The following is a 12505-nucleotide window of genomic DNA, read 5'->3' as shown; positions in this document are numbered from 1 at the left end:
GGACGCGGCGGGCGTCGCCGCCGTCACGGGCGACGACCTGACGCTGTTCGCCCTGGCTCCGCCGCTGGGCACCACCGGCGCCGACGCCGGGGGACTGCAGGGCTGGTTCGACACCTGGACGGGGCCGATCGGCTACGTCCTGGCCGATCCGGCCGTCGCGGTGGCCGGCGGTGTCGCCTTCGCCCACGGCCTGGCCCACATGACCGGAACCAAGACCGACGGCGAGGTCGTCGATCTGTGGTTCCGCGCCACCCTGGGCCTGCGCAAGCGCGACGGCGCGTGGACGATCGTCCACGAACACGAGTCCGTGCCGTTCCTGATGGACGGCAGCTTCAAGGCGGCCGTCGACCTGAAGCCTTGAACGGTCCGTTCGAGCACCCCTCACGGCAACAAGGTCCAACAGGAGAAACGACCATGACCGACGCCGAACAACCCCTGGCCGCCAGCCCGCCCCCGGTGGGCGGCATCGTGCCCTACCTGTCGCCGAGCAACGCCAACGCCGCGGCCGACTTCTACGTGAAGGCCTTCGGAGCGCAGGACCTGTTCCGCCATCCGGTCGACGCGCAGGGCCGGACCATGCACATCCACCTGCGGGTCAACGGCAATTCGCTGATGCTCAGCGACGCCTATCCCGAGCATGGCTATGCGCTGGAAAAGCCCGGTGCCTTCACCCTGCACCTGCAGGTCGACGACGTGGACACGTGGTTCGACCGGGCGGTGGCGGCCGGGGCCGAGGTCACCCTGCCCGTGCAGCTGATGTTCTGGGGCGACCGCTACGGCCAGCTGCGCGACCCGTTCGGCTTCTCGTGGTCGCTGGCCACCACGCCGAAGGCCTAACCGAAAGATTGGACGGGGCCGGCTGTCGGTCCCGTCCGCCAAGACCAACAGAGGGAAAACCAGGATGATCAAGATCATCGCCATCGTCGTCGTCGTGCTGATCGTCGCCTTGCTGGGCTACGCGGCGACCCGGCCCAACACCTTCCGCATCACCCGTTCGACGGTGATCAACGCCCCGTCGGAAAAGATTTTCGCCCAGATCCAGGACTTCCATCGCTGGGGCGCGTGGTCGCCCTACGAGAAGCTGGATCCGGCCATGGAGCGGACCTTCTCGAACCCCGCCGCGGGCGTCGGCGCGACCTATGGCTGGAACAGCAAGGGCAAGGCCGGCGTGGGCGACATGAAGATCACCCAGACCGTGGCCTCGTCCAAGGTGGCCCTGGACCTGAACTTCACCAAGCCGTTCGTCGCCCACAACACGGTGGTCTTCACCCTGGAGCCGCAGGCCGGCGCCACCCGCGTCACCTGGACGATGGAAGGGGCCGCGCCCTACATGCACAAGCTGATGGGCGTGTTCTTCAACATGGACAAGATGATCGGCGCCGACTTCGAGACCGGCCTGGCCAGCCTCAAGGCCCAGGCCGAGGGGTAGGGGCCGGTAAGTCGCCCTAGCCCTCGTCCGCCGTCATCATCAGCACCATCACGCCGTCGGCGGCGCCCTCGCGCAGGATGGGGGCGAGGGACAGCTCGACCGGGCGCTCCTCGCCGGCCTTGACCATCAGGGCGGTCGCCACCCGCGCGGCCGGGCCGCCCTGCAGCACCTTCTCCAGGGCCTGGGTCAGGGCGCGACGGTCGGTGGGGCGGATGATGTCGGTCAGCCGGCAATCCAGGAGCTCGGCGCTGGAAAAGCCCGTCAGCCGCAGGAAGTCGGTGTCCATCTCGGCCAGCACGCCGCGGATGTTCAGCCGCGCCACCGCCAGCTGGGGCAGGGCGGCGGTCGCCGCCCGCATGGCCTGGGCGTAGCGCAGCCGGTTGCGCAGGTCGTGCTCCTCGGTGCGGTTGACGAACAGGGCCGCCACGCCGTCCGGATAGGGGAAGACGCGGACCCCGTAGCAGCGGCCGCTCTGGAGCGTGGAGTCGGCCTCGAACTCGACCGCCTCACCCGTCCGCAGCACCCGCCGCATCTGTTCGGCGATCACCGCCTGGGGCGCCAGGGGAAACAGGTCGCTCCAGTTGGCGCCGATCAGCTGGCCGGCGCTGCGGCCGGCCAGGGCCTCGAACACCGGGTTGACCGAGGTGACGTGGAGGGTGGGGTCCAAGGCGATGAACCCCTCGGCCAGGTGTTCGAGAATGGCTTCGCGGCTGGTCTCGGCGGTGCGATCGACGGCGGCGCTCGCGACCTCGGGCATGTCGTTCCAGCTGGCGTAGCGATCGGCCGACAGCAGCACGACGCGCGGGCGGCCGTGGTGGGTGATGATCACCGGCCCGGTGAGGGCGACATCCTGCCATTGGCCGAAATTTCGACTGACTTCACCGGCGGTGGCGTGCGCGGCGGCGACAAGATTTTTCATGGCCTCTCCAGAAACTACAGAGAATCCGGTTTCTCCGACTTGCCAGTGATCGCACCCCGGGCAAACCCGCGCCCTTCCTGGGAAAGTACCATCGCGAGAGTTGAGCGACAATGAAGAGCGCCCACTGGGGGGCGAGGCACGCAGTCGCCGTGAAGTACGCAAATTACGTATTTTACGTATACACGGACTCGCATGCTTGGCCGTGGAATTCTCTAGGCGCGACTTTCGCGGCGGGAGATGGACCGATGCAAAGGCAAGCGAGAAGGCAAGGCTCGAGGTTCGGATTTCGGGGTGAGGATTCCGGCGCGGTGGCGGTGGAGTTCGCCTTCCTGGCGCCGGTGCTGATCCTGATCATGATGGGGATCATGGGCTACGGCGGCTATTTCTGGATGTCGCACTCGGTGCAGCAACTGGCCAACGACGCCGCCCGCGCCGCCATCCCTGGCATGACCGCCGCCGAACGCGCCAGCCTGGCCAAGGCGTCCGTGACCAGCGGCGCCAGCGACTACGCCCAACTGACCCCCAGCAAGGTGTCGACCACGGTCATCGACAAGGACGGCCGGCTGACCGTGCGGGTCTCCTACAACGCCGCCGATTCCTTCGCCTTCGCGGCGCGCGGCGTGGCGCCGATGCCGTCCGACCAGATCTCACGACAGGCCTCGATCCAGATGGGAGGCTATTGAGGACGCGATGCATGGCTCGCCTCTCAGCGCCTTCCGCGAGAGCCAGCGCGGTGCGATCTCGGTCGTCACCGCCATTTCCCTGACCATGCTCATCGCGCTGTGCGCCCTGGCGGTCGATACCGGCTCGGTGTTCCTGCAGACCCGCCGCCTGCAAGGCGTCGCCGACCTGGCGGCGATGTCGGCGGCCAACGACATGGCCCGCGCCCAGGTCGCCGCCGAGGCGACGGTGAAGGCCAATGGCGAAGGCTGGCGCGCGCCGCTGAAGGTGCAGGTGACCACCGGACGCTACGCCACCGACGCCACCGTGCCGGTGGCGCAACGCTTCCAGTCGACCAGCGTCGACGCCGACGCCGTCAAGGTGACGGTCAACGGCCAGGCCGACCTGTTCTTCGGCGCGGCGCTGGTGGGCCGGTCCTACATGCCGATCAAGCGCCAGGCCACGGCCGCGCGGGCCGACCTGGCCAGCTTCTCGATCGGCACGCGCCTGCTCAGCCTGCAGGGCGGGGTGGCCAACGCCCTGCTGAGCGGCCTGATCGGCAGCCAGGTCAATCTGTCGGTGATGGACTACAACGCCCTGATCGCCAGCGACGTCACCCTGTTCAGCTATCTCGACGCGGTGAAGACGCGCCTGGGCCTCAAGGCGGCGACCTATAACGATGTGCTCAAGGCCGACCTGACGACCGGCCAGGCCCTCCAGGCCCTGGCCGACGCCCTGACCACCGCCGGCGACACCCAGGCGGCGGCGGCGACGCGGTCCCTGGCGGTTTCGGCCGGCAACAGCCAGAAGGCCCACCTGGACGCCCTGGTCTCGCTCGGGCCCTATGGCGGCCAGGACCATGTGTCCGGCGGTCAGAGCGCGCTGGTGGCGCTCAACGCCATGGACCTGACCCAGGCGCTGCTGCAGGTCGGCCAGGGCGCCCGGCAGGTCAAGCTGGACCTGGGCGCGACCGTGCCGGGCCTGGCCGACGTCGATGTCTGGCTGGCGGTCGGCGAGCCCCTCAACAACGCGCCCTACATGACCGTCACCAAGGACAAGACGGTGATCGTGCGCACCGCCCAGACGCGGCTCTTCATCGACACCAAGCTGCTGGGAACGGGGCTGCTGGGCGGGCTGGCCAAGGTGCATCTGCCGCTTCTGGTGGAACTGGCGTCCGGAGAGGCCAAGCTGAAGAGCATCGATTGCGGCCACAAGACCGCCGCCCTGGAGGTCAAGCCCAGCATCGGTTCCCTGAAGATCGGCGACATCGACATCACCCGCCTCGACGACTTCAAGCACCCCCTGATCGTGACCAAGACCGACGTGGTGAAGGCGCCGCTGTTCACGGTGACCGGCAAGTCGGACGTGGCGATCGGCGGGGCCAGCTGGCAGACCGTGAACTTCACCGACGCCGACGTGAAGGCCCGCACGATCAAGACGGTGAAGACCAACGACGCCCTGGCGGCGGCCACGAGTTCGCTGCTGACCAACCTGGATCTCGACGTCGTGCTGCTCAACAGCATCCTGACTCTGGGCCTGGGCGACAGCATCATATTGGCCGCCCTGAAGCCGGTGCTGGCGGCGGCGGCGGCCCCGCTGGACGGCGTGATCACCGCGCTGACCGACCTGCTGGGCGTGGGCGTGGGCGAGGCCGACGTGCGGATCAACGGCCTGCGGTGCGGCGCGGCGGCGTTGGTCGCATGAGTTTTCCCAAGGTGCATGGAGCAAGACGATGAACGCCCTCGACTGGCCGGGCCTGGAATCCCTCGAGTTCGACGCGCCGCAGCGGGCCTTCGGCCGCAAGGGCGACGCGCCGGCCCAGCTGGCCGAGACCTCGCCGCTGCTGCAGGCGCCGTCGCCGCGGCTGGAGGTGCGGGCGCGCCTGCACGCCATCTGCGCGCTGTACGCCCACACGCGGTCGCCCCAGCATCGCCTGGACCTGCTGGAGCAGCTGGAGGACATGACGCTGGAGGCCGCGCACCTGCTGGCGGTGGACCTGCTGCGGAACGGGTGGAAGGAAGAGTCTTGAGGCCCTCTCCCTCTGGGAGGGGGCCCAAAACGCGCCTGGCGCGATAGCCGCAAAAGGCGTTCTGGCCGAACTCTCGCGTCTGGCGCGAAGTCTTTGGCTGGTTTCGGGGCGAATTCGACCCCGAGACATGGTCAGCGGCAAATAAACCTTTCGGCTGCACGGCCGATTAACGCCGATGCGCGTTGTTACCGACATGTCCAAGTTTGGTTCTGGCGGAGCTCAAGACCGGCGCGCCGGTCCGCGCGCCGCGATACAACATGCCGCCAAGGTGCTGTGCGGCGTCTTCGCGTGGGATTGTGTGATCCGCGATCAGTCCGCGACGGGGCTGCGTGTCCAGATGCTGTCGAGCGCCACGCCGCCCGGCAAGGTTCAGGTGGTCGATCTGGTCAGCGGCTTCGCCTACGACGTGAAGGTGGTTTGGCAGAAGGATCGCGAGTTCGGCCTGAAGATCGTCGGCAGCCACGACCTGCGCGGCCTGGCCCCGGCCTCGCTGCAGACGGCCAAACGCATGTGGCAGGCCAGCCAGGGCAAGGTTTCGGCCAGCTAGCGGGGCGGGCCGACGCCGCCGGAATGACGGAATCATTTGAGAGGGCGGGAATTCGGAACGGCCAATGTCGGCGTCAGGGCCGTTGGCATAACCCCCAAAACGCCATCGGGCCCCGGCGCGAAACGCCGGAGCCCGAACGGACGGTCGGTCAACGCCTGGTTAGGCGGCGGTCTCGTTCCGGGTGGCTTCCTCAGCCATGGCGCGGACGAGGTCGAGCACCTGGCGGCGCACGCGGCCACGGCCGATCTTCGGGAACACTTCAGCCAGTTCCAGACCCTCGGGCGTGGTCAGAAATTCCTGCACGACGCGTTCGGCGTGCTGGCCGACTTCGTCGTTTTCCGAGCCGTCCATCGGGTCGGCCAGGCCGTCGAAGAAGAACGACACCGGCACCTGCAGGGTGCGGGCGATTTCATACAGCTTGGAGGCGCTCACGCGGTTGGCGCCGCGCTCGTACTTCTGCACCTGCTGGAAGGTCAGGCCCAGGGAGTCCGCCAGCTGTTCCTGGCTAACGCCCAGCAGTTTGCGACGCATCCGGACGCGGCCGCCGACATGAAGATCGACAGGGTTTGGGCGCCGGCCTTCGGTTTCTTCGCTCAATTTTCGCCTCCAACGGTTGTTCTGTCACAATGACATGTCCGGCACGTTGATGGAACGGCGGCACGGCAAAGCGCGGCGTTAGGTCGCTGAGGTTTAGCTCATTGACCTCATGCTTGCGCTAACAGGCGGACCTACACCTCGTGATCGCGGCGAAATCTAGACCGGATTGTTTCAGTTCTCTCTCGGATCTAGGCGTTGAGCGGCTGCTCGGCATGGGCGTCGCGATCCGCCCAGATGCGGCGCGCCAGGCTCGCAACGTCGTTGAGCCGGTACAGGGTCTCGGCCGCCAGGGCTTCGTCGCGGGGCGAGCCCGGATGGAACTGCGGGATCTGGGCGCGGATCACCTGGTGCTGAACGGCGGTCAGGTTGCCGAACGCCCGCAGGTCCAGTTCATCGACGTGGTAGCCGACCGGCCCCTCGATCCCCAGCGCCTCGCGCACCCGTTCCAGCAGGGCCTGAGACAGGGCGATCTCCGAGCCGGCCACCACCCCGAACGCGTAGGGGCGGGGCAGGCCGACCAGCCGCGTGTCGATCGGCGAGTTCATGATGCCGGGATAGAGCGACATGTCGATCATGCCGACGAAGCGCTCGACGCCGTTGACCAGGGCCAGTTCCATGGCCGCGGCCCAGGCCTCGAACACCCGGGCGCCCCGGCCCGGACCCTTCTTGGCGCGATAGGCCTCGGTCGTGAACAGGCGGGTGGCCTCCCAGACGTCGGGGCCCTTCTTGGGCGATTCCCCGGGAGCGATCAGCTGCGGGTATTTGTCGGCCAGCATGCAGCGCTCGTCGGTGGGGTGCAGGCGCAGGCCGACCTCCAGCCGCATATCGTCGTCGAAGCCCAGCAGGTAGATGGCGGCCAGGTCGTCGTAGTCGTCGACCTCGCCGCCATCGAGCACCACCAGGTCGACCCAGCCGTTCTTCTCGACGCACTGCTCGCGCCGCTGTTCGTGCATGGCCCACAGCTGGGGCCCGTAGAGATGACGATTCTCGGACGTGACGATGTGGATCATGGTTCCATCCCCCGTGGTCGGCTGGATGGCATTAGACGGCCGGTTCTCCGCGCGACGCGATAGGCCGAACGGCCTATGGCCACGCTTAGGTTGTGTCGCCGCACTTGCCACAACGCCCCGTCGGGCGGAACATCGCCGAATGAGCTCGCAAGACCACATTCCAGGCGAAGTCGGGCCAGGCGAAGTCGGACCAGATGGGACGGGGCGCTATCGCACCTTCGCCGCCTTCTATCCGTTCTACCTGACCGAACACGTCAATCGGGTCAGCCGTCGGCTGCACGTGGTGGGCACCAGCCTGGTGATCGCCGCCCTGGTCGCCGGGTTCCTGGTCGACTGGCGGTTCTTCATCGCCGCGCCGCTGGTCGGCTACGGCTTCGCCTGGGTGGGGCATTTCGTGTTCGAGAAGAACCGTCCGGCCACCTTCAAATATCCGCTCTACAGCCTGGCCGGCGATTTTCGGCTGTGGTTCGAGGTGGTGACCGGGCGCAGGCCGTTCTGAACGGCGCAGCCTCCTTCGCTCTTGCGATATTGCGTCGCAGCAAAACCCGGTTCATGATCGTTGGTAATCAAGAACGATAAACGGGAAGCGCAGGATGACGACCAAGCCGTTCCAGCACGCGCCTGACGCGCCCTGGATCTTCCGCACCTATGCGGGTCACTCCACGGCCGAGAAGTCCAACGCGCTCTATCGGGCCAACCTGGCCAAGGGCCAGACCGGCCTCTCCGTCGCCTTCGACCTGCCCACCCAGACCGGCTACGACGCCGACCATATCCTGGCGCGCGGCGAGGTCGGCAAGGTCGGGGTGCCGATCGGCCACCTGGGCGACATGCGCCAGCTGTTCGACCAGATCCCGCTGGAGCAGTCCAACACCTCGATGACCATCAACGCCCCGGCCGCCTGGCTGCTGGCGATGTACGTGGCGCTGGGCGACGAGCAGGGGGCCGACCGCAAGCTGTTGCAGGGCACCACCCAGAACGACCTGATCAAGGAATATCTGAGCCGCGGCACCTACATCTTCCCGCCCGGGCCGAGCCTGCGGCTGATCGGCGACATGATCGCCTGGTGCTACCGCGAGGTTCCGAAATGGAACCCGATGAACGTCTGCAGCTACCACCTGCAGGAGGCCGGCGCGACGCCGGAGCAGGAGCTGGCCTTCGCCCTGGCCACGGCGATCAGCGTGCTCGACACCGTCAAGGCCGGCGGCCAGGTGCCCGAGGAGGACTTCGAGATCGTCGCCTCGCGGATCAGCTTCTTCGTCAACGCCGGCGTGCGGTTCGTCACCGAGCTGTGCAAGATGCGGTCGTTCACCCGCCTGTGGGACCAGATCCTGCTGGAACGCTACGGCGTCCAGGACAAGAAGGCCCGGCGGTTCCGCTACGGCGTGCAGGTCAACAGCCTGGGCCTGACCGAGCAGCAGCCCGAGAACAACGTCTACCGCATCCTGATCGAGGCCCTGGCCGTCACCCTGAGCAAGGACGCCCGCTGCCGGGCCCTGCAACTGCCGGCCTGGAACGAGGCCCTGGGCCTGCCACGCCCCTTCGACCAGCAGTGGTCGCTGCGGCTGCAACAGGTCTTGGCCTACGAGACCGACCTGCTGGAATACGAGGACCTGTTCGACGGCAGCCACGTGGTCGAGGCCAAGGTCGCCGAGCTGTCGGCCGGGGCGCTGGCCCAGCTGGCCCTGATCGACGACATGGGCGGCGCCCAGAACGCCATCGACTACATGAAGGGCGAACTGGTCGGCTCCAACGCCCGGCGGGTGCGCTCGGTCGAGACCGGCGACATGACCGTGGTCGGGGTCAACCGCTGGACCGACACCGAGGACTCGCCGCTGTCGGCCGGCGAAAGCAGCATCGAGACCGTCGATCCGCGCCTGGAGGCCGGCGTGGTCGAGCGGCTGAAGGCCTGGCGCGCGGCCCGTGACCCGGCGGCCGCCGAGGCCGCCTTGGCCGACCTGAAGGCCGCCGCCGCCGATGGCCGAAATATCATGGAACCCTCGATTGTCGCCGCCAAGGCCGGGATCACCACCGGCGAGTGGGCGGGAGCCCTGCGCGAGGTGTTCGGCGAATATCGCGGCCCGACCGGCGTGGCCGTCGTCGTCTCGACCGGCGAAGCCGAGGACGTCGAGGCGGTGAAGCGCGAGGTCGAACGGGTCTCGCAGGTGCTGGGCCGCACCCTGACCTACCTGGTCGGCAAGCCGGGCCTGGACGGTCACTCCAACGGCGCCGAACAGATCGCCACCCGGGCCCGCGCGGTCGGCATGGAGGTGATCTACGACGGCATCCGCTCGACCCCCGAGGAGATCGTCCGCCGCGCCAAGGAGGGCCGCGCCCACGTGGTGGGCCTGTCGATCCTGTCGGGCTCGCACCTGGACCTGGTGCAGGAAGTGATCCGCGTGATGCGCGCCGAGGGCCTGGGCCACATCCCGGTGGTGGCCGGCGGCATCATCCCCGAGGGCGACGCCCTGATCCTCAAGCAGATGGGCGTGGCGCGGATCTATACGCCCAAGGACTTCAAGATCACCGAGATCATGGGCGACGTGGTGCGGCTGGTGGAGCGGGCGGCGCTGGAGGGGGTTTGAGGGAGCGCCCTACCGCGCCGCGCAGCCGGCCAGGAAGCTCCTCTGGTCGAACCGGGCCTTGTCGGTGGTCGAGAGCGCGCTCCACTTGTCGGCGCATCCTCCGCCCACGGACGACGCCGCGCCTCCGGTCAGGCTGTTGAGCAGGCCTGACGTCGAGCCGCCGCCCGAACCGGCCAGGGCGCTCGTCCCCAATGCGCCCGTTCCCAGGACGCTGGTCAGGGCCGAGGCGCCCGATCCCCCGCCCAGCACGCTGGATGTCGGGTTCTGCTTGGTCATGCAGGCGCTGATGAACGACTGCGAGTCGATCTTGCCCTTCTGCAGCGCCGACAGGCCGTTCCAGTTCGAGGTGCAGGTCTTGAGCAGCGAAGATCCCATCTTCGTCAGGTCCTGCGCGGCGGCTGGCGTCGCCGCGAGGGCCAGGGCGGCGGCGAAAAGAAATGCACGCATGGTGTGTCCTCCAATTTCCTCCGGCCCAGGTGAAAGGCTAGGTCCGGCGGCCTCGCGGCGACATCGGGGAAATCCCGGTAGTTGGGGATACATACCCTTTTCAGAGCTCAGCCGGCGGGAATTAAGGACTGTGCCTCCCCGGCTGGCGATGCGTCGCCGGCGGGCTTTCAGGATTTGAGGGCGAAACGTGCGCTCCGGATCGAATGCTCGCGTTCCGCCTCCGTGCTACACTTCTCCCATGACCCTTGACGAAGCCCTCGCCAAGTTGCGCGCGGCCAAGCCGCTGTTGGACCGCTACGGCGTCCAGCGGGTCGGCGTGTTCGGCTCGACGGCGCGGGGCGAAGCCGGGCCGGACAGTGACGTGGACGTGCTGGTGGAGTTCTTGCCCACCACGCTTCCGGGGTTCGGCTTCTTCCGACTGGAGCGGGACTTGGCGGCCCTATTCGGGCGGCCGGTCGATCTTGTCACGCCGGATGGGCTGCATGACCTGATCCAGGAACGCGTGCTGGGCGAGGCTGTCTTTGCGTGACCCGGCCGACGGCCTCTATTTGTCGCGCATCCTCGATGCGATAGCGCGCATCCGGCTCTAACACGCGGGACATGGACCAGGCGGTTTTCCTGGCTGACCCTCGGACTTGTGATGCGGCCATGAACCTGCTGGCCATCGGCGAGAACGCCTCGAAGATTTCACCTGAAGTACGGGCGCTGGCGCCGGAGGCCGACTGGCGGTACGCCATCAATCTTCGCCACCGTATCGCCCACGGCTACGACGACCTCAGCTTCTCGATCCTGTGATCGATCGTTGTCGTGGAGCTACGCGTCAGTCGAACGGATCGTCGGCATGGACGGCCCGTCCTAGTCCCGCCCCAGCCGCCAAGCCGCCCCCAGCCCCACCAGCGCCAGGGGCGTGAAGGCCGCGAACAGCCAGAAGCCGTGGGCGTGGCCGACCGTGGCGTCGACGCCGTGGGCGAAGCCGAGGAGGTTGGCCAGGGCGCCGGCCGCCGCCGAGCCCACCGCGCCGCCGATCAGCTGGGTGGTGGGCACCGCGGCCGAGGCCAGGGCCTGTTCGTCGGCCGGCGCGCCGCCGATCACCCGCTTGGCCAGGAACGCCCAGCAGACGCCGAACCCCGCGCCCAGGGTGATCATCGACAGGGCCACCCCGACCAGCGAGCCGTGGGCCATCTCGAACGCGCCCCAGGCGACGCCCACGACGATGATCGCCGCGCCCAGGCGGATGGCCAGGCCCTCGCGCCGGGGCCCCAGGCCGGCGACCGCGAACGAGCAGGCCGTCCAGCCGGCCGCCACGCCGCCGATCACATAGCCGCTGAGCAGGGGGCTGGCGCCGTGCAGGGCCTGGATGAAGGCCGGGCCGTAGACGGTGAAGCCGATGGCGGCGGCCTCGCAGGCGAAGATCACCAGCAGGCCCAGGCCCGTGGCGGTGGTCAGGTCGCCGGCCGCCTTGGGCAGCAGGCGGTTCTGCGAACGGCCGTTGACCAGCAGCATGGCGGCCATGGCCAGCACGCCCAGCACCGCGCAGAGGGCGGGGATCAACTGGCCCCCGATGACGCCGGCCGCCGCGATCAGGGAAACGCCCACCGTCAGCAGGGCCAGCTGGCGGCGCGGGATGCGTCCGCCCTCCAGGGCCCGGGGCGCGGCGGGCACCATGAGCAGCACCGCGCCGACGAAGATCACGCCCTGGACCACGAACAGCCAGAAGGCCCCGCGCCAGAAGCCGGCCTGGGCGAACAGCCCGCCGCACAGCGGGCCCAGCAGGGTCGCCGCGCCCCACACCCCGGCCACCGCGCCATAGACCCGCGGCCACAGGCGTTCGGGGAACAGGGCGGTGATGGCCACGTAGCACAGCGAGACGATCGCCCCCGCGCCCAGGCCCTGGACCAGGCGGCCGGCCACGAAGGTCAGGAACTCGGGCGCCAGCGCGCCCATGGCGCAGCCGAGGACATAGAACACCCCGGCCAGGGCGGTGGCGTTGCGCAGGCCGAACCGGATCGACAGCTTGCCCGCGCAGGCCCCCGCCAGGATTGAACCCAGCAGGAACGCGGCCACCGACCAGCCGAAATACTGGTAGCCGCCGATCTCGCGGGCCACGCTGGGCATGATCGTCACGGTCACCAGGGTGTCGGCCGCGTTCAGCCAGATCCCCAGGCACAGCAGGGCGAAGCGTGGGGCCAGTTCGGCGTTCAGCAGGGCGCGCCAACCGTTGGGGGAAGTCATGAGCGGGTAGATGCCCGTTCCCGGCACCGGAGCCAAGCCTGGAACCCTCTCCC

At 68.5% G+C, this 12505-nt stretch carries 16 protein-coding genes; 11 read left to right on the top strand and 5 right to left on the bottom strand.

Features of this window, described 5'->3' with window-relative positions; genetic code table 11:
* The 3 genes from PMI01_RS02385 to PMI01_RS02375 all read left to right on the top strand — a co-directional run.
* On the top strand, positions 1–361 hold a 361-nt coding region (locus PMI01_RS02385), incomplete at its 5' end, for a YybH family protein (RefSeq protein ID WP_007662503.1).
* A 53-nt stretch (positions 362–414) separates the two neighbouring features.
* Entirely contained in the window at positions 415–837 is a 423-nt protein-coding gene (locus PMI01_RS02380; RefSeq protein WP_007662500.1) for a VOC family protein, read from the top strand.
* Positions 838–901: 64 nt separating this feature from the next.
* Positions 902–1429 (top strand): SRPBCC family protein, encoded by a 528-nt coding sequence (locus tag PMI01_RS02375; RefSeq protein WP_007662498.1) that lies wholly within the window; start codon positions 902–904, stop codon positions 1427–1429.
* 16 nt (positions 1430–1445) lie between these two features.
* On the opposite strand, the gene PMI01_RS02370 is transcribed toward PMI01_RS02375, so the two are convergent.
* Complete coding sequence (locus tag PMI01_RS02370; RefSeq protein WP_007662496.1) at positions 1446–2348, bottom strand: type II toxin-antitoxin system prevent-host-death family antitoxin; 903 nt, start codon at positions 2346–2348, stop codon at positions 1446–1448.
* A gap of 308 nt (positions 2349–2656) precedes the next feature.
* Between PMI01_RS02370 and PMI01_RS02365 the strand changes: the two genes are divergently transcribed.
* The 4 genes from PMI01_RS02365 (at position 2657) to PMI01_RS02350 (ending at position 5584) form a co-directional block, all read left to right on the top strand.
* Complete coding sequence (locus PMI01_RS02365) at positions 2657–3031, top strand: TadE/TadG family type IV pilus assembly protein (protein ID WP_238536989.1); 375 nt, start codon at positions 2657–2659, stop codon at positions 3029–3031.
* A gap of 7 nt (positions 3032–3038) precedes the next feature.
* Positions 3039–4712, top strand: coding sequence for a pilus assembly protein TadG-related protein (locus PMI01_RS02360; RefSeq protein ID WP_007662490.1), 1674 nt, complete (start codon positions 3039–3041; stop codon positions 4710–4712).
* Positions 4713–4740: 28 nt separating this feature from the next.
* The gene (locus PMI01_RS02355; protein ID WP_007662489.1) at positions 4741–5037 is read left to right on the top strand and encodes a hypothetical protein; all 297 of its coding nucleotides are present in this window, start codon (positions 4741–4743) and stop codon (positions 5035–5037) included.
* A gap of 193 nt (positions 5038–5230) precedes the next feature.
* The gene (locus tag PMI01_RS02350; protein WP_035034107.1) at positions 5231–5584 is read left to right on the top strand and encodes a PilZ domain-containing protein; all 354 of its coding nucleotides are present in this window, start codon (positions 5231–5233) and stop codon (positions 5582–5584) included.
* A 159-nt stretch (positions 5585–5743) separates the two neighbouring features.
* Here the strand turns inward: PMI01_RS02350 and PMI01_RS02345 are convergent, their stop codons facing one another.
* Positions 5744–6181, bottom strand: a complete 438-nt coding sequence (locus PMI01_RS02345; protein WP_035034102.1) for a helix-turn-helix domain-containing protein — start codon at positions 6179–6181, stop codon at positions 5744–5746.
* A gap of 188 nt (positions 6182–6369) precedes the next feature.
* Complete coding sequence (locus tag PMI01_RS02340; protein WP_007662486.1) at positions 6370–7191, bottom strand: acyl-homoserine-lactone synthase; 822 nt, start codon at positions 7189–7191, stop codon at positions 6370–6372.
* 139 nt (positions 7192–7330) lie between these two features.
* Between PMI01_RS02340 and PMI01_RS02335 the strand changes: the two genes are divergently transcribed.
* A complete protein-coding gene (locus PMI01_RS02335) occupies positions 7331–7690 on the top strand; it encodes an Mpo1-like protein (RefSeq protein ID WP_007662485.1) in 360 nt (119 codons plus the stop codon).
* Positions 7691–7784: 94 nt separating this feature from the next.
* Entirely contained in the window at positions 7785–9773 is a 1989-nt protein-coding gene (locus PMI01_RS02330) for a protein meaA (RefSeq protein ID WP_007662484.1), read from the top strand.
* 9 nt (positions 9774–9782) lie between these two features.
* On the opposite strand, the gene PMI01_RS02325 is transcribed toward PMI01_RS02330, so the two are convergent.
* Entirely contained in the window at positions 9783–10220 is a 438-nt protein-coding gene (locus tag PMI01_RS02325; protein WP_007662482.1) for a hypothetical protein, read from the bottom strand.
* Between the two features lie 238 nt (positions 10221–10458).
* On the opposite strand from PMI01_RS02325, the gene PMI01_RS02320 reads away from it, so the two are divergent.
* Entirely contained in the window at positions 10459–10749 is a 291-nt protein-coding gene (locus PMI01_RS02320) for a nucleotidyltransferase family protein (RefSeq protein ID WP_007662480.1), read from the top strand.
* A 71-nt stretch (positions 10750–10820) separates the two neighbouring features.
* Positions 10821–11015 (top strand): HepT-like ribonuclease domain-containing protein, encoded by a 195-nt coding sequence (locus PMI01_RS26320; RefSeq protein ID WP_035034111.1) that lies wholly within the window; start codon positions 10821–10823, stop codon positions 11013–11015.
* A 60-nt stretch (positions 11016–11075) separates the two neighbouring features.
* Here the strand turns inward: PMI01_RS26320 and PMI01_RS02310 are convergent, their stop codons facing one another.
* Complete coding sequence (locus tag PMI01_RS02310; RefSeq protein WP_035034099.1) at positions 11076–12452, bottom strand: MFS transporter; 1377 nt, start codon at positions 12450–12452, stop codon at positions 11076–11078.
* Between the last annotated feature and the right edge of the window lie 53 nt (positions 12453–12505).

The organism is Caulobacter sp. AP07, from assembly GCF_000281955.1.
In the GTDB taxonomy this organism is placed as follows: Bacteria; Pseudomonadota; Alphaproteobacteria; order Caulobacterales; family Caulobacteraceae; genus Caulobacter.
Note: the sequence above shows the minus strand (reverse complement) of the source record. Positions and strands in the feature narration are given on the sequence as shown.

What these genes read in the sequence shown, in the direction of transcription:
- PMI01_RS02355 (WP_007662489.1), top strand. Translation starts at nt 4,741, where the DNA reads ATGAACGCCCTCGACTGGCCGGGCCTGGAATCCCTCGAGTTCGACGCG.
- PMI01_RS02360 (WP_007662490.1), top strand. Translation starts at nt 3,039, where the DNA reads ATGCATGGCTCGCCTCTCAGCGCCTTCCGCGAGAGCCAGCGCGGTGCG.
- PMI01_RS02335 (WP_007662485.1), top strand. Translation starts at nt 7,331, where the DNA reads ATGAGCTCGCAAGACCACATTCCAGGCGAAGTCGGGCCAGGCGAAGTC.
- PMI01_RS02325 (WP_007662482.1), bottom strand. Translation starts at nt 10,220, where the DNA reads ATGCGTGCATTTCTTTTCGCCGCCGCCCTGGCCCTCGCGGCGACGCCA.
- PMI01_RS02340 (WP_007662486.1), bottom strand. Translation starts at nt 7,191, where the DNA reads ATGATCCACATCGTCACGTCCGAGAATCGTCATCTCTACGGGCCCCAG.
- PMI01_RS02370 (WP_007662496.1), bottom strand. Translation starts at nt 2,348, where the DNA reads ATGAAAAATCTTGTCGCCGCCGCGCACGCCACCGCCGGTGAAGTCAGT.
- PMI01_RS02375 (WP_007662498.1), top strand. Translation starts at nt 902, where the DNA reads ATGATCAAGATCATCGCCATCGTCGTCGTCGTGCTGATCGTCGCCTTG.
- PMI01_RS02350 (WP_035034107.1), top strand. Translation starts at nt 5,231, where the DNA reads ATGTCCAAGTTTGGTTCTGGCGGAGCTCAAGACCGGCGCGCCGGTCCG.
- PMI01_RS02310 (WP_035034099.1), bottom strand. Translation starts at nt 12,452, where the DNA reads ATGACTTCCCCCAACGGTTGGCGCGCCCTGCTGAACGCCGAACTGGCC.
- PMI01_RS02380 (WP_007662500.1), top strand. Translation starts at nt 415, where the DNA reads ATGACCGACGCCGAACAACCCCTGGCCGCCAGCCCGCCCCCGGTGGGC.
- PMI01_RS02320 (WP_007662480.1), top strand. Translation starts at nt 10,459, where the DNA reads ATGACCCTTGACGAAGCCCTCGCCAAGTTGCGCGCGGCCAAGCCGCTG.
- PMI01_RS26320 (WP_035034111.1), top strand. Translation starts at nt 10,821, where the DNA reads ATGGACCAGGCGGTTTTCCTGGCTGACCCTCGGACTTGTGATGCGGCC.
- PMI01_RS02330 (WP_007662484.1), top strand. Translation starts at nt 7,785, where the DNA reads ATGACGACCAAGCCGTTCCAGCACGCGCCTGACGCGCCCTGGATCTTC.